The sequence below is a fragment of the Mycolicibacterium confluentis genome (genome assembly GCF_010729895.1).
Taxonomy (GTDB): Bacteria; Actinomycetota; Actinomycetes; order Mycobacteriales; family Mycobacteriaceae; genus Mycobacterium; species Mycobacterium confluentis.
Window position 1 is genome coordinate 1,448,558 of record NZ_AP022612.1, and the last position, 15,855, is coordinate 1,464,412.

Genomic DNA, 15,855 nt, shown 5'->3' on the forward strand with positions numbered 1-15,855 from the left:
AAGCGACGATTGGCACTGGCCACGATGGGTGTGTGACGTTACGCAGAACCGCGCTCGCCGGCCGCGGCTACTCCTTCTCCGGATTGGCCGATCTGCTGGCCAAGGCTTCCCCCGCGCGATCAGGGGACCAATTGGCGGGCTGTGCGGCCGAATCCGACGCCGAGCGCGCCGCGGCCCGCATGATCCTCGCCGACGTCGAACTCTCAGAGTTCCTGTGCGAGGCCGTCATCCCGTACGAGACCGACGAAGTCACCCGTCTGATCATCGACACCCACGACCGGGAGGCGTTCGCGCCGGTGTCGGGGATGACGGTGGGGGAGTTCCGAAACTGGCTGCTGCGCCAGGTCATTGAGCCGGACGGACCCGAGGCCGTCACGGCGCTGGCACCCGGCCTGACCCCGGAGATGGTCGCGGCCGTGAGCAAACTGATGGGCAACCAGGACCTGGTCGCGGTGTCGCGACTTCCCCGGGTGACGACGGGATTTCGGTCGACCATCGGCCTGCCGGGGCGGCTGGCGAGCAGGCTGCAGCCCAACCATCCGACCGACAGTCCACGCGGAGTCGCCGCGGCGACGCTGGACGGCCTGCTGATGGGCAGCGGGGACGCGGTGATCGGCATCAACCCGGCCTCGGACTCACCGCGTGCGGTCAGCGATCTCCTGCACCTGCTGGACGACATCCGGTCCCGCTACGAGATCCCGACCCAGTCCTGCGTGCTGACCCACGTCACGACGACCATCGACCTGGTGTCGGCGGGCGCACCCGTCGACCTGGTGTTCCAGTCGGTGGCCGGAACCGAGGCCGCCAATCGGGGCTTCGGGGTGAACCTCGCACTCCTGCGGGAAGGTATGGAGGCCGGACGGTCCCTGCATCGCGGCACCGTGGGGGACAACGTCATGTACCTCGAGACGGGTCAGGGGTCGGCGTTGAGCGCCAACGCGCACCTGGGCGTGGGCGGGGTGCCGGTCGACCAGCAGACGCTGGAGGCTCGGGCCTACGCCGTCGCCCGCTCGGTGGAACCGCTGTTGGTCAACACCGTCGTGGGTTTCATCGGCCCCGAGTACCTCTATGACGGCAAGCAGATCATCCGCGCCGGGTTGGAGGACAACTTCTGCGGACGGATGTTGGGCCTGCCGATGGGTGTCGACGTCTGCTACACCAACCACGCCGAAGCCGACGGCGACGATATGGACGTCCTGCTGACCATGCTCGCCGCGGCGGGCACGGCCTTCGTCATCGCCGTGCCGGGCGCCGACGACGTGATGCTGGGCTACCAGAGCCTGTCGTTCCACGACGTGCTGTACGCACGCCGCACGCTCGGCCTGCGGCCCGCCCCGGAGTTCGAGACGTGGCTTGCGGCCCAGGACATGATCGGCGACGACGGCCTGGTCCGTCCCCTGGCGGCCAGCGCCTCGGCGCTGCGCGCACTGGCGGCGACGGCATGACCCGGGACGCCGAGCACGCGCTGTGGGATCGGCTCCGGGCGCACACCCGGTCACGGATCGGGCTGGGGCGCGCCGGTGACGCGCTGGACACCGCGGCCCGGCTCGACCTCGGTGCGGCCCATGCCGCCGCGCGTGACGCCGTGCACTCGGCCGTCGACGTCGCGACGCTGATCGGGGAACTGTCTGAGCTTGGCGTGGGTGCGGCCGCGGCCGTGCAGAGCCGCGCCCCGGACCGGCCCACCTATCTGCGCAGGCCCGACCTCGGGCGGCTTCCCGCCGACCTCTCGGTGCTGCCGAGGTCCAACGCCGAGTTGGTGATCGTGGTCTGCGACGGGTTGTCGGCGCGCGCGGTGGCCGACCACGCCGTGCCGACCGCGCGCGCCATCCTGAAGGAACTGCCGCCCGCGATGACGGTGGCCCCGCCCGTCGTGGCCGTGCAGGCCCGCGTCGCGCTCGGTGATCACATCGCGGCCAAGGTCGGTGCCGCGGCGGTGGTCGTGCTGATCGGCGAACGCCCGGGGTTGTCGGTGGCCGACAGCCTCGGTGCCTACCTGACATACCGGCCGAGGCCGGGAATGGCTGACTCCGAACGCAATTGCGTGTCCAACATCCACCCGCCCGACGGACTCGGCTACCAGCGCGCCGCGCAGACCATCGCCTCGCTGCTCACCGGGGCGCGAGCGCTGGGCCGCTCCGGGGTGGACCTCAAGGACACCTCGCCGGCGGAGCTCACCGAGGCGGAGCACGCGGCCCTGCCGTAACCTTCGCGCCCAGGCTGTTGTTATCGCGGAGTTGTGCGAGTGCGGGTGTCGATAACGACAGGCTCGGCGCGCACCGGAAATGTGGGTAGGTTCGGGGCGTGGCCGAGACGCAGCGTGAATTCGACATCGTCCTGTACGGCGCGACGGGCTTCGTCGGCAGGTTGACCGCCGACTACCTGGCCAGGGCGGGCGGCGGCGCGCGGATCGCGCTGGCCGGCCGCGCACCGGACCGGGTGCTCGCGGTGCGGGATTCCCTCGGTGAGGCGGCCAAGGACTGGCCGATCCTCACCGCCGATGCCGCGTCGCCGTCGACACTCAACGACCTGGCCGCCCGCACGCGGGTCGTGGTCACGACGGTGGGCCCGTATGCGAAGTACGGCTTGCCGTTGGTCGCGGCGTGCGCCGCGGCGGGCACCGACTACGCCGACCTGACGGGGGAGACCAACTTCATCCGCGACAGCATCGATCTGTACCACCAACAGGCCGCCGACACCGGGGCCCGGATCGTGCACTCCTGCGGATTCGATTCCATCCCCTCCGATCTGTCGGTGTATGCGCTCTACCGGCGGGCGCAGGACGACAGGGCGGGCCACCTGCTGGACACCAACATGGTGCTGCGCGCGATGTCCGGTGGTGTCTCGGGCGGTACGACGGCCTCGATGCTGGACCTGTTGACCTCCTCGTCCAACGACCCGGAACTGCGCCGTGCCCTCGAGGACCCGTACACGCTGAGCCCCGACCGCGCGGCCGAACCCGAACTCGGCGGGCAGAAGGACGTGCGGTGGCGGCGGGGTGCCGAGATCGCGCCCGAACTGGCCGGCCACTGGACCGGTGCCTTCGCGATGGCCATGCCCAACAGTCGAATTGTGCGGCGCAGCAATGCATTACTGGGGTACGCGTACGGGCGCCGATTCGCCTACGGCGAGCAGATGTCCGTCGGACGGTCGGTGGCCGCGCCGGTGCTCGCCGCCGCCGTCACCGGTGCCAACGCGCTCACGATGGGCCTGGGCAGTCGGTACTTCAAGCATCTGCCCCGCACCCTGATCGACCGTGTGGTGCCCAAACCCGGAGAGGGGCCCAGCGAAGCCGCTCGGGACCGCGGGCACTACACCGTCGAGACGTACACCACGACCGAAACCGGGGCGCGCTACCGGGCCACCTTCGCGCAGAAGGGTGACTTCGGCTACAAGGCGACGTCGGTGCTGCTCGGTGAGAGCGCGCTGTCGCTGGCACTCGATCGCGACGCGTTGTCCCCGCTGACGGGCGTGCTCACGCCCGCCGCCGCGATCGGCGACGCACTGTTGACCCGCCTGCCCGCGGCCGAGGTGGATCTGCGCACCGAGCGGCTGAGCTGAAATCAAGGCGCGGCAAACCGCCCTGAACGCACCCGGGGTGGACTAGTGTTCTCCGCGAGGTTCAAACAACGCAGCAAAGAAGGTGAACAGCCATGGCAGGTCTTGACGATCTGATTGCGCAGATCCCCGTTCAGGACATCGCTAGCAAACTCGGTGCGGACCAGGGTGAGGTCAGTGCAGCGATCCAGCAGCTGGTTCCGGCCCTGGTCGGAGGCCTGCAGGTCAACGCCCAGAACGACGACCAGCTCGCGGGCAAGATCGCATCCTCGGCCGAGCAACACGCCGGCCTGCTCGACGGCGGTGTGACGGTCGACGACGTCGATGAGAACGACGGCGACAAGATCGTCGCCAACATCTTCGGTGGCAACGACAGCACCGCGGTCGCGTCCGCGCTCGCTGGTCAGGCCCCCGGCGGCAGCGGTCTGGTGCAGAAGCTGCTGCCGATCCTGGCGCCGATCGTGCTGGCCTACATCGGTCAGCAGTTCTCGAAGAACAACGCGCCGGCCCAGGAGCAGGCGGCCCAGTCCGGCGGTGGCGGTATCGGCGACATCCTCGGCAGCATCCTCGGTGGTGCCACCGGCGGTGGCGGCGGCAACAACGCGCTGGGCAGCATCCTGGGCAGCGTGCTCGGCGGTGGCGGCGGCAACAGCAACCCGATCGGGGAGATCCTCGGCGGGCTGCTGGGCGGCAAGCGCTGACACCCAGCAACAGCGCATTCCGCGGGGCCCCCGACTTCACCCGAGGTCGGGGGCCTTCGCGTCGGTTTGGCAGCCTCAATAGAATCAACGGGTGACCGCCACCCCCAACACGCGCGCCGAGTCCCTGCCCAAGTCGTGGGATCCGAACGCGGTAGAGACTGAGCTGTATCAGGGGTGGGTCGACGCCGGCTACTTCACCGCCGATCCCGCCAGCGACAAGCCGGCCTACTCGATCGTGCTTCCGCCGCCCAATGTCACCGGCAGCCTGCACATGGGGCACGCGCTCGACCACACGCTGATGGACGCGCTCACCCGGCGCAAGCGGATGCAGGGCTTCGAGGTGCTGTGGCTGCCCGGCATGGACCACGCCGGTATCGCGACCCAGTCGGTCGTGGAGAAGCAGTTGGCCGCCGACGGCAAGACCAAGGAGGACTTCGGCCGCGAGAACTTCGTGGAGAAGGTCTGGGAATGGAAACGCGAGTCCGGCGGCACCATCGGCGGGCAGATGCGTCGCATCGGCGACGGTGTCGACTGGAGTCGCGACCGGTTCACCATGGACGAGGGCCTGTCCCGCGCCGTCCGCACGATCTTCAAACGCCTCTATGACGCCGGCCTGATCTACCAGGCCGAGCGCCTCGTCAACTGGTCGCCGGTGCTGGAGACCGCGATCAGCGACCTCGAGGTGAAGTACGAGGACGTCGAGGGTGAGCTGGTGTCCTTCCGGTATGGCTCGATGTCCGATGACGAACCGCACCTGGTGGTGGCGACCACCCGTATCGAGACGATGCTGGGTGACACCGCGATCGCGGTGCATCCCGACGACGAGCGGTACCGCGCGCTGGTCGGCACCACGCTGCCGCATCCCTTCCAGGACCGCGAGATCGTGGTCGTCGCCGACGAGCACGTCGACCCCGAGTTCGGCACCGGTGCCGTCAAGGTCACCCCGGCGCACGACCCCAACGACTTCGAGATCGGTCTGCGGCACAAGCTGCCGATGCCGACGATGATGGACACCAAGGGCCGCATCGCCGACACCGGCACCGAATTCGACGGCATGGACCGGTTCGAGGCGCGGGTCGCCATCCGTGAGGCGTTGGCCGCCCAGGGTCGCATCGTCGCCGAGAAGCGGCCCTACCTGCACAGCGTCGGGCACTCCGAGCGCAGCGGTGAACCCATCGAACCTCGGCTGTCGCTGCAGTGGTGGGTCAAGGTCGAATCCCTGGCGAAGGCCGCCGGTGACGCGGTCCGCAACGGCGACACCGTGATTCATCCGCCGAGCCTGGAGCCGCGGTGGTTCGGCTGGGTCGACGACATGCACGACTGGTGCATCTCGCGTCAGCTGTGGTGGGGACACCGCATCCCGATCTGGCACGGCCCCAACGGCGAGAAGGTCTGCGTCGGGCCCGACGAGACGCCGCCGGAGGGCTGGGAGCAGGACCCCGATGTGCTCGACACGTGGTTCTCGTCGGCACTGTGGCCGTTCTCCACGATGGGCTGGCCCGACCGCACGCCCGAACTCGAGAAGTTCTATCCGACCAGTGTTCTGGTGACCGGTTACGACATCCTGTTCTTCTGGGTGGCGCGCATGATGATGTTCGGCACCTTCGTCGGTGGCGATGACACCATCACCCTCGACGGCGCTCGGCCGGCCCAGGTGCCGTTCCAGAATGTGTTCCTGCACGGCCTGATTCGTGACGAGTTCGGCCGCAAGATGAGCAAGTCGAAGGGCAATGGCATCGACCCGCTGGACTGGGTCGAGGCGTTCGGCGCCGACGCGCTGCGCTTCACCCTGGCTCGCGGCGCCAGCCCGGGCGGTGACCTGTCGATCGGTGAGGACCACGCCCGGGCCTCGCGTAACTTCGCCACCAAGGTGTTCAACGCCACGCGCTTCGCGCTCATGAATGGCGCGGCACCGGCCGAACTGCCGGATTCCGCGGCGCTCACCGACGCCGATCGCTGGATCCTGGGCCGCCTGGAGCAGGTGCGTGCCGAGGTCGACGCGGCCTTCGACGCCTACGAGTTCAGCCGGGCCTGCGAGTCGCTGTATCACTTCGCGTGGGACGAGTTCTGCGACTGGTATGTGGAGCTGGCAAAAGTTCAGCTGTCCCAGGGTGTCTCGGGCACCACGGCAGTGCTGGCCTTCGTGCTGGACAACCTGCTCAAACTGCTGCACCCGGTCATGCCGTTCGTCACCGAGGTGCTGTGGAAGGCCCTCACAGATTCCGAGTCGCTGGTGATCGCGGCGTGGCCGCAGTCATCCGGCATCGCGCTGGACGCGACGGCGGACACGCGCATCGCCGACATGCAGAAGTTGGTCACCGAGGTGCGCCGCTTCCGCAGCGATCAGGGCCTGGCCGACCGGCAGCGCGTCCCGGCCCGACTGTCCGGCATCGCCGAGGCGGACCTGACCGAACAGGTGCCCGCCGTCACCGCGCTGTCCTGGCTCACCGACGCCGAAGAGGGCTTCGCGGCCAGCGCGTCGATCGAGGTGCGGTTGGCGCGCGGCACGGTCCTGGTCGAGGTCGACACCTCCGGCACGGTCGACGTCGCCGCCGAGCGTCGTCGCCTGGAGAAGGATCTGGCCGCCGCGCAGAAGGAATTGGCGGGCACCACAGCCAAACTCGAGAACGAGGCGTTCCTGGCCAAGGCTCCCGACGCCGTCGTCGCCAAGATCCGGGACCGGCAGCAACTGGCCACCGAGGAAGTGGAGCGCATCACCGCGAGGTTGGGCGCTCTGAAGTGAGCCTCGACGACGAAGGAATCCCCGCCGACGAGCCCAATCTCGTCGAAGAGCCCACCCCCGACGAGGTGGCCGCCCTGCTGCAGGTCGAGCATCTGCTCGATCAACGCTGGCCGGAGACCAAGATCGAACCGTCGACGGCGCGCATCACCGCACTGCTGGAGATGCTCGGCTCGCCGCAGTTGACCTATCCGAGCATCCACATCGCCGGAACCAACGGTAAGACGTCGGTGGCACGGATGGTCGACGCTCTCCTGACCGCGTTCAGCAGGCGCACGGGACGCACCACGAGCCCGCATCTGCAGTCGGCCACCGAGCGCATCTCGATCGACGGGCGGCCGATCAGCCCCGCGCGCTATGTCGAGACCTACCGCGAGATCGAACCGTTCGTGCACCTGGTCGATCAGCAGTCGCAGGCGGCAGGCGGGCCCGCGATGAGCAAGTTCGAGGTCGTGACGGCGATGGCGTTCGCGGCCTTCGCCGACGCCCCCGTCGACGTCGGCGTCATCGAGGTCGGCCTCGGTGGGCGCTGGGATGCCACCAACGTCGTCGACGCGCCCGTCACCGTCATCACGCCGATCGGGTTGGACCACACCGAGTTCCTCGGCACCGACTTGGCCACGATCGCGGCGGAGAAGGCCGGGATCGTCAAGAAGCACGCCGCTGACCCGGTGACCACCGAACTGGACCTGAGCACTGTGGCGATCATCGCCGAGCAGGCGCCCGAGGTCATGGAGGTGCTGCTGGCGCGCGCCGTCGAGGCGGACGCGGCTGTGGCGCGGGCGGGTTCGGAGTTTGCGGTGCTGACCCGGCAGACCGCCGTCGGCGGACAGCTTCTGGAGATCCAGGGCTTGGGCGGGGTGTACTCCGAGATCTTCCTGCCTCTGCACGGTGAGCATCAGGCGCACAACGCGGCGCTGGCGCTGGCCGCGGTGGAGGCGTTCTTCGGCGCCGGCGCGGCCCGACAACTCGACATCGACACCGTCCGCGCGGGTTTCGCGTCCGTGACCAGCCCCGGCCGGCTGGAGCGGATGCGCAGCGCTCCGACGGTCTTCATCGACGCGGCGCACAACCCGGCCGGTGCCACGGCCTTGGCCGCCGCGCTGGCGGCCGAGTTCGACTTCAGCTTCCTGGTCGGTGTGGTCTCGGTGATGGCGGACAAGGACGTCGACGGTGTCCTCGCCGCGCTGGAGCCCGCGTTCGACCAGATTGTGGTGACCCACAACGGATCTCCGCGTGCGATGGCGGTCGAGGAACTGGCGTTGCGGGCCGAGGAGCGGTTCGGTCAGGAGCGTGTGATCGTGGCACCGACTCTGGCCGACGCCATCGAGACCGCCACCGCCGTGGTGGAGGACGCCGGGGCCGGCGAGGGCCTGTCGGGGACGGGCATAGTGATCACCGGTTCGGTCGTCACCGCGGGTGCGGCGCGAACCCTCTTCGGCAAGGATCCCCAATGAGCGAGCAGACACCGGCACCGACCGATCCGTGGAAGAGCTTCCGCGGAGTGATGGCGGGCACGCTCATCCTCGAGGCGATCGTCGTCCTGCTCGCGCTGCCGGTGGTCGGATCGGTCGGCGGCGGGCTGACCGGGCTCTCGACGGCGTACCTGATCGGGTTCGCGGTGCTTCTGGTGCTGATGTCCGGCATCCAGGGTCGGCCGTGGGCGATCTGGGCCAACGTCGGTGTGCAGGTGGCGTTGATCGCCGGCTGGGCCATCTATCCGGGCATCGGCATCATGGGGATCATCTTCGCCGTGGTGTGGCTGATGATCGTCTACCTGCGCGCAGAAGTCCTGCGTCGGCAGCGCCGCGGGCTGCTGCCGGGGCAGCAGCCACGCGACTGACGTGCTACCCCGAGGCGGTCGCCGCCTCGGATGCGTCCGCGGGGACGCTCTGCCGGGTCGGCACGGTCGCCGCGGCCACGACGGCTGAGATCGCGACGACGAAGCACGCCACGGTGTACCAGAGGCTGCCCGTCGGGTCGCCGCTCGCCGTCACACCGTCGACCGCGCCGAAGTACGCGGGCAGCGCCGTGAGCCACAGCACGGCCATCACGCCGAGATAGACCCCGGCATAGCCGAAGATCACCCTGGGGGCGGGATGTCCGCTGCCCTCGCCGCTGCGCAGGCGGCGCCACTGCACGATGAGCACCACGGCCGAGATGGCGCTGAGCACAAACAGTTCCAGCGCGTACACGACGCCGCCGACGGTGGTGCTGCCGGTGATGCCCCCACTGACCGTCGCCGGAAGCGGCAGGATGAACGTGCCGATCGCGGCGAGCACACCCACCACGACCGTGCGCAGCACCACCTGACCGCCGGTGAAGGACCGGCCGGCGTCGACATGGCGGCCGACGAAGAACTGCACACAGAACGCCAACGACGTGGGCCACAGCGCGGCGAACACCACGACGCTGGGCAGCGGCACGGAGTCGAAGAAGGGCTGGTTCAGCGGGTGGTCCAGGGTCCACTCCCACCACCGCAGTTGCGGGCCGAGATGGTCGAAGATCTCGTAGAACGCGTGGTGCACGAACCCGACACAGAGGGCACCGACGAACGACCCGTAGCGGGCGAAAACCCCTAGCCTGCGCACGATCTCGAAGGAGATCGTCGCCATGATCGGGTAGATCGCGATGATGTAGAGCGGCAGGCGGTCCCAGAGGAACTCGACGGTGAACACGTTGTGGGCGAACATCGTGTCGACGTACTCGCTGATGCCGAACGCCGACGGGAAGTACAGCGGCGGTTCGATGATCAGCAGGTAGGCGATGGCGCCGAACCACAGCACCAGGTTGGTGGGATCACCGTGGCGGCGTTGGCGGTTGATCGCATACACCAGGGCCAGCACCGCGCCGGTGACGATGAGCACCTCGAGCGCGAGCAGTGTCCAGTTCTCCAGGCCGAACGGATTGCGGAGATTGACCAGACCGCCGACCTCCTCACATGAGAAGCCAAGCCGCTCGGCAAGATTGGCGAATGTCGGCGTACACAGATCAGACATGGGTGCTGTCCTTTGTCATGGCGTCCACCTTGTTCCCTGCGGTGTACCACCGCGTCACTTCGTATCCTTCGTCGTACCGATCGAACCACTCCTGGGCCAGCGCGGGGAGGTTTTCGTGCGCGGGATCGTGGCCTGGGATCTGGCTGCGCACCACGCCCGTGAGCGCGGTCAGCATCTCGCGTACCGGCATGTGCCGGAAGGCATTCTCGAACGGGCCGTCATAGGGCGCCTTCGTGAACGGAAGCTTCTGCAGCAGAGACTTTTTCCGCGCCTGCATTCCGAACATCGACAGCGCGTCGATCTGCCGTTCCGACAGTGGGACGTGCTTGTTGAAGCCCTCGCAGGCGACCCTGAGTGCCGCCCACACGTGCTTGAAGACCGACGGGGCCACCCGCATCCGGTACCACGGGTCTTCGACCACCGCGTTGTAGATGATCAGCGCCGAACTGCGGTGCTCGACCTCCTCGACGAAGTGCCACAGGAACAGTGAGGCCACGCGGTCGTCGCCCGGGGCGAACAGGGTGTCGTCGTGGTCGAGCATCAGCTTGAAGACCGGCGTGAAGGTGGCCTCCAAGTCTGCCGTGTAGGCCAACCGGTACTTGAGCGGCGTGTTGGCGGTCAGGTCGTCGAAGGCGCCGATCACGTCGTCGAGGGTCTCCTTGAGGCCCGGGTAGCTCTTGATGAGCCCCTTGACGTGCTGGCGGTGGGCCATGGAGTGCTGGCCCTCCTGGCGCGTGAACGCGTCAGCCTCGGCGGCGACCTCAGGGTCGGTGATCAGAGGCATGGCCTCGGTGATCATCGCGCCGATCATCTTCTCGAAGGCGACGGCCAGAAAGGACACCGCGTTGGCCATGCTCGCGAAGGCCGGGTTGGCCTCGTTCCACAGGAACGGCACGGGCGATTCGGCGAATGCGAACCGCATCTTGCGGACGATCAGATCGGTCATTGGGGGAGAACCTCGCTCGGTAATCATACAAAGCTGACGATGCTTGTATGATTGTATGTTGGCACGGGCCGCGTCAAGCGCCGGTGCGCACACCGCACGACCGCGGGCACAGGGGCGGGCCAGGGCTCCAATGCCTCCGCGAGCGCGCACCTGCGTACGCAGTTCGCGCCGACATCCGTACGTGGTTGCGCGGTGGGCGTTGGGGGAGAGGGTGCGAGAGGCCCGGTCTCAGATCACCTCGCTATCCTGCAGAAATGCCGTCAGAGGGTGGGTCGACCAGTGGCTCGTAGGCGAGGGTGGAACGGAAGTCCGCCGGCCGACGACCAGGAGGCGTCGCGGCGCATCGTCGAGGCCGCGGTGGCTCTCCTGGCGCAGACCGGGACCGCGATCAGCATCTCCGATGTCGCGGCCTCGCTCGGTGTCATCCGCCAGACCGTCTACCGCTACTACCCGACGGCCGATGCGCTCATGCGGGCCGCGGCGATCGCCTCGGTCGACGACTTCCTCGACCGTCTCGCCGAGGCCGTCCGTGGCATCAAGGATCCGGCCGCCGCGATGACCGAAGGCGTGCTGTATTCGCTCGACGAGGTGGCACGCACACCCCATCTGGGCATCCTGCTGTCCGAGCCGTACGTCAGCACCCACTCGGGTGCCATCGCCTCCGATGAGGCGCGGGAGATCGGTATGCGGATGATCAACCGCTTCGATGTCGACTGGGCGCATTACGGCTACGACGACGCGGCGCTGACCGACCTCGTGGAGTTCACTCTGCGGACCATGCTGTCGTTCTTCGTGGCGCCCAACCCCCAGACCCGTTCCCGCGACGATCTGCGGGCGTTTCTGAACCGCTGGCTGGGAGGCGCGATTCTGGCCCAGAACCGGTCCTGATCAGGGGGTTCATGTTTCGTCAACCGGGCCGGGTACGCTGTCCGCCGTGACTGAGCGGACTCTTGCCCTGATCAAGCCCGATGGTGTGGAGCGACAGCTGGTGGGGGAGATCATCACCCGCATCGAGCGTAAGGGGCTGTCGATTGCAGCCCTCGAGCTGAAGAACGTTGATGACGCCCTGGCTCGGGCGCACTACGCCGAGCATGACGGCAAGCCGTTCTTTGACTCGCTGCTGGAGTTCATCACCTCGGGCCCGGTCGTCGCGGCCATCCTCGAGGGCCCGCGCGCCGTCGCCGCCTTCCGTCAGTTGGCCGGTGGCACCGATCCGGTGGAGAAGGCCGTGCCGGGCACGATCCGGGGCGATTTCGGTCTCGAAACGCAGTTCAACCTGGTGCACGGCTCGGACTCGACCGAGTCCGCAGAGCGCGAGATCGCGCTCTGGTTCCCCGGTCGCTGATCCGCGGCGCACCGGTAAAATCTCCACCTGGTCGGACCACGCGATCCCATATGGGATACTGACTGTTGGGTGTACGTCGTCACACCGGCGGCTGACACTCGGATGAAGACTTTGACGAGCGCGACCATCGCTACCAGCGGTGTGGCGCAGACCGCCCCAGTCATCATTCTCAACCAGGCACCGAACAGGGTCGCTGGCTCCGAACAGGATGTCCGCGAGTCTCTCGGGGCGAGACCATACAAGCCCGGCCATCCACCGGGTACATAGCGGAGGCCCTCGCGCGGCCGCGTCTGAAAGACGCGCCCGGGGGCTAAGGAGACTACGTGGACGACGATGCCCAAAACAATGACCGCACCGACAACAACACCGCAGAAGCTGCGGTGGAGGGCCAGGCCCCAGGCGCCGAGCAGCCTGAACTGCCTGAGCGCCTGAGGGTTCATTCCCTGGCGCGGGTGCTCGGCACCACCAGTCGGAAGGTCCTCGACGCGCTGATCGAGCTGGACGGCCGCTCCCGCAGCGCGCACTCCAGCGTCGACCGAGTCGACGCGGTCCGAGTCCGCGACGTGCTCGCAGCCAACGACGCCGCATCCAGCGGCGCCGCGCCCGCTGCGGCACCGGAACCGGCTGAGGCTCCTGCGCCTGCTGAGGCAACCGAACCGGCTGAAACTCCTGCGCCCGCCGAGGCGGCGGCCGAGGAGGCCCCCGCCGAGTCCGACGTCACCGAAACCCCCGAGCCCGCTGACGCCACCGCGCTGCTCAATCTTTTCTCGGCGCCTCAGGAGCCCGAGTCCAGGCTGCTGCTCGAGACGCCGGCTGGCCAGGCCGAGTCCGAGGCCCCGGCCGCCGCCTACCTTCCGTTGTTCGTCGCACCCCAGCCCGTCGACGCTCGGCCGAAGCCCGTCGCCGACGAGCAGGACGCCGACCACCACGAGCCCGTCGACGACGAGTCCGCCGCCGAAGAGGGTGAGGATTCGGCGGACGCCGACGACGCCGACGATTCGGAGCGTCCGGCCAACCGCCGCCGCCGCCGCGGTCGCCGCGGCCGAGGCCGTGGGCGAGGCGGAGACGGCACCGGCGAGTCCGACGGCGACGACGAGGACTCCGACACCGCGACCGAGTCTGCGGATTCGGACTCCGACTCCGACTCCGACTCCGAGACCGCTGAGTCCGAGGATTCAGAAGACCAGGGCGACGACGAGGCCGGCGGCTCCGACGGCGCCACCCGTCGCCGCCGTCGCCGCAGGCGGCGCAAGTCCGGTTCCAGCGATGACGGTGAGGCCGCATCGCCCGACGATCCGCCCAACACGGTCGTGCATGAGCGCGCGCCCCGCGAGAAGACCCGGAACGACAACGACGAGATCCAGGGCATCAGCGGATCGACGCGCCTGGAGGCCAAGCGGCAGCGCCGCCGGGATGGCCGGGACGCGGGCCGTCGTCGTCCTCCGATCCTGAGCGAGGCCGAGTTCCTCGCGCGCCGCGAGGCCGTCGAGCGCACCATGATCGTGCGTGACAAGATCCGCACGGAGCCGCCGCACGAGGGTGCGCGCTACACCCAGATCGCGGTCCTCGAGGACGGCGTCGTGGTCGAGCACTTCGTCACGTCTGCCGCTTCGGCGTCGCTGGTCGGCAACATCTACCTGGGCATCGTGCAGAACGTCCTGCCGTCGATGGAGGCGGCCTTCGTCGACATCGGTCGCGGACGCAACGGCGTGCTCTACGCGGGTGAGGTCAACTGGGAGGCCGCAGGCCTGGGTGGCAGCAACCGCAAGATCGAGCAGGCCCTCAAGCCGGGCGACTACGTCGTCGTCCAGGTGAGCAAGGATCCGGTGGGTCACAAGGGTGCTCGCCTCACCACACAGGTGTCACTCGCCGGCCGTTACCTGGTCTACGTGCCCGGCGCCTCGTCGACCGGCATCAGCCGCAAGCTTCCCGACACCGAACGGCAGCGGCTCAAGGAGATCCTGCGCGAGGTCGTCCCATCGGACGCCGGCGTGATCATCCGCACCGCGTCGGAGGGCGTCAAGGAAGAGGACATCCGGTCCGACGTCACGCGCCTGCAGGAGCGCTGGACGCAGATCGAGGCCAAGGCCATCGAGACCAAGAAGAAGGCCTCCGGTGCAGCGGTCGCGCTCTACGAGGAGCCCGATGTCCTGGTCAAGGTCATCCGCGATCTGTTCAACGAGGACTTCTCCGGTCTGATCGTCTCGGGCGACAACGCCTGGACCACGATCAACGAGTACGTGAATTCCGTTGCGCCCGAGCTTCTTCCGAAGCTGACCAAGTACGAGAACGAGTCCGGCCCCGACGTGTTCGCGGTGCACCGCATCGACGAGCAGCTGGCCAAGGCGATGGACCGCAAGGTGTGGCTGCCCTCGGGTGGCACGCTGGTGATCGACCGGACCGAGGCGATGACCGTCGTCGACGTGAACACCGGAAAGTTCACGGGCGCCGGCGGAAACCTCGAGCAGACAGTCACCAAGAACAACCTCGAAGCCGCCGAGGAGATCGTGCGGCAACTGCGGTTGCGTGACATCGGCGGAATCATCGTCATCGACTTCATCGACATGGTGCTGGAGTCCAACCGGGATCTGGTGCTGCGTCGCCTCACCGAGGCGCTGGGCCGAGACCGCACCCGGCATCAGGTGTCGGAGGTGACCTCCCTGGGGCTCGTGCAGCTCACCCGGAAGCGCCTGGGCACCGGCCTGATCGAAGCGTTCTCCACCACCTGCACGCACTGCGCCGGACGAGGCATCGTGCTGCACGCCGATCCGGTCGACTCCGGTGCGCCCGCGGCGCGTAAGTCCGAGTCCGGTGCCGGCAGTGGCAGTGGCAGCGGTGGCGGTGGACGACGCGGGAAGCGCGGCAAGAAGGCCAAGGTTGACGAGCCGCAGCCGGTCGCGAAGCTCCCGGCGCACTCCGCGGGCGATCATCCGATGTTCAAGGCGATGGCCGCGGCCAACGGCACGCCTGAGGACGACGAGGACGGCGCGGAAGTGGTCGTCGACGGCGACCTGCACAACCTCGATGAGGATTCGGTGCACGACTCCGTCGGCGAGGAGCGTGTCGAGGACACCGGCTTCGAGGAGTCCGACGACTTCGAAGAGTCCGACGACGCTGACGAGGACGACGACGACAGCGACGACGAGACCGACGAACTCGACCTCGACGATGACGACGAGGATTCCGAGGACGACATCGACGATGTGGACCTGGTCGACGACGACAGTGACGACGACGACACTGACGACGACGAGGACGACAGTGACGATGACGACACTGACGACGACGACAGTGATGACGACGGCGACGACGACCTCGAGGATTCCGAGGTCGAAGAACCCGTGGTCGTGGCACGTCCACGCCGCAGGAGGGCCGCGGTTCGGGCCGCGGGCCCCCCGCGCTGACAGGCGGTTTGACCCTCTACCCGCTGGTCACGTAACCTTGAGCAGTTGTCTGCAGGCCCTGCGCCCGCAGCGGCGGACTTCCGCGGTGTGAGCCGCAGCTCCGCCACCACAGACCCGCGTTCGCAGCCTTCGGGTGGCGCGCGCCCACGAGAAGCACGACGA

Annotated in this window: 12 protein-coding genes; 10 read left to right on the plus strand and 2 right to left on the minus strand. The window is 68.3% G+C overall.

The genetic code is table 11. The features are described 5' to 3' along the window. Window positions 1-32: 32 nt before the first annotated feature. The 7 genes from G6N34_RS06880 to G6N34_RS06910 all read left to right on the plus strand — a co-directional run bounded on the left by G6N34_RS06880 (window position 33) and on the right by G6N34_RS06910 (window position 8,842). On the plus strand, window positions 33-1,445 hold the full coding sequence (locus G6N34_RS06880) for an ethanolamine ammonia-lyase subunit EutB (protein ID WP_234812964.1): 1,413 nt from the start codon (window positions 33-35) through the stop codon (window positions 1,443-1,445). Next, window positions 1,442-2,206 (plus strand): ethanolamine ammonia-lyase subunit EutC, encoded by a 765-nt coding sequence (gene eutC / locus G6N34_RS06885; RefSeq protein WP_085153147.1) that lies wholly within the window; start codon window positions 1,442-1,444, stop codon window positions 2,204-2,206. Before G6N34_RS06880 ends, eutC begins: the two co-directional genes overlap by 4 nt. Before the next feature lie 98 nt (window positions 2,207-2,304). Next, the gene (locus G6N34_RS06890; protein WP_085153149.1) at window positions 2,305-3,561 is read left to right on the plus strand and encodes a saccharopine dehydrogenase family protein; all 1,257 of its coding nucleotides are present in this window, start codon (window positions 2,305-2,307) and stop codon (window positions 3,559-3,561) included. A 92-nt stretch (window positions 3,562-3,653) separates the two neighbouring features. Then, entirely contained in the window at window positions 3,654-4,259 is a 606-nt protein-coding gene (locus G6N34_RS06895) for a DUF937 domain-containing protein (RefSeq protein ID WP_085153151.1), read from the plus strand. A gap of 91 nt (window positions 4,260-4,350) precedes the next feature. After that, complete coding sequence (locus G6N34_RS06900) at window positions 4,351-7,002, plus strand: valine--tRNA ligase (protein ID WP_085153153.1); 2,652 nt, start codon at window positions 4,351-4,353, stop codon at window positions 7,000-7,002. Then, on the plus strand, window positions 6,999-8,456 hold the full coding sequence (folC, locus tag G6N34_RS06905) for a bifunctional tetrahydrofolate synthase/dihydrofolate synthase (RefSeq protein ID WP_179965729.1): 1,458 nt from the start codon (window positions 6,999-7,001) through the stop codon (window positions 8,454-8,456). The genes G6N34_RS06900 and folC overlap by 4 nt, the downstream gene beginning before the upstream one ends. After that, entirely contained in the window at window positions 8,453-8,842 is a 390-nt protein-coding gene (locus G6N34_RS06910) for a DUF4233 domain-containing protein (protein ID WP_085153155.1), read from the plus strand. The genes folC and G6N34_RS06910 overlap by 4 nt, the downstream gene beginning before the upstream one ends. 4 nt (window positions 8,843-8,846) lie before the next feature. Here G6N34_RS06910 and G6N34_RS06915 read toward each other — a convergent pair whose 3' ends face one another. Beyond that, window positions 8,847-9,998, minus strand: a complete 1,152-nt coding sequence (locus tag G6N34_RS06915) for a DUF7802 domain-containing protein (protein ID WP_085153157.1) — start codon at window positions 9,996-9,998, stop codon at window positions 8,847-8,849. Continuing rightward, window positions 9,991-10,944 (minus strand): metal-dependent hydrolase, encoded by a 954-nt coding sequence (locus tag G6N34_RS06920; RefSeq protein WP_085153159.1) that lies wholly within the window; start codon window positions 10,942-10,944, stop codon window positions 9,991-9,993. The genes G6N34_RS06915 and G6N34_RS06920 overlap by 8 nt, the downstream gene beginning before the upstream one ends. Window positions 10,945-11,223: 279 nt before the next feature. Between G6N34_RS06920 and G6N34_RS06925 the strand changes: the two genes are divergently transcribed. The 3 genes from G6N34_RS06925 to G6N34_RS06935 all read left to right on the plus strand — a co-directional run bounded on the left by G6N34_RS06925 (window position 11,224) and on the right by G6N34_RS06935 (window position 15,693). Beyond that, on the plus strand, window positions 11,224-11,832 hold the full coding sequence (locus G6N34_RS06925) for a TetR/AcrR family transcriptional regulator (protein WP_085153161.1): 609 nt from the start codon (window positions 11,224-11,226) through the stop codon (window positions 11,830-11,832). Between the two features lie 46 nt (window positions 11,833-11,878). Then, window positions 11,879-12,289 carry a nucleoside-diphosphate kinase gene (gene ndk / locus G6N34_RS06930; protein WP_085153163.1) on the plus strand — a complete coding sequence of 137 codons (411 nt, stop codon included), beginning with the start codon at window positions 11,879-11,881 and terminating at the stop codon, window positions 12,287-12,289. A gap of 380 nt (window positions 12,290-12,669) precedes the next feature. Then, complete coding sequence (locus G6N34_RS06935) at window positions 12,670-15,693, plus strand: ribonuclease E (RefSeq protein WP_179965817.1); 3,024 nt, start codon at window positions 12,670-12,672, stop codon at window positions 15,691-15,693. Window positions 15,694-15,855: the final 162 nt, after the last annotated feature.

Coding starts and splice junctions, on each gene's coding strand:
- eutC (WP_085153147.1), top strand. CDS start 1,442: ATGACCCGGGACGCCGAGCACGCGCTGTGGGATCGGCTCCGGGCGCAC.
- G6N34_RS06895 (WP_085153151.1), top strand. CDS start 3,654: ATGGCAGGTCTTGACGATCTGATTGCGCAGATCCCCGTTCAGGACATC.
- G6N34_RS06910 (WP_085153155.1), top strand. CDS start 8,453: ATGAGCGAGCAGACACCGGCACCGACCGATCCGTGGAAGAGCTTCCGC.
- G6N34_RS06915 (WP_085153157.1), bottom strand. CDS start 9,998: ATGTCTGATCTGTGTACGCCGACATTCGCCAATCTTGCCGAGCGGCTT.
- G6N34_RS06920 (WP_085153159.1), bottom strand. CDS start 10,944: ATGACCGATCTGATCGTCCGCAAGATGCGGTTCGCATTCGCCGAATCG.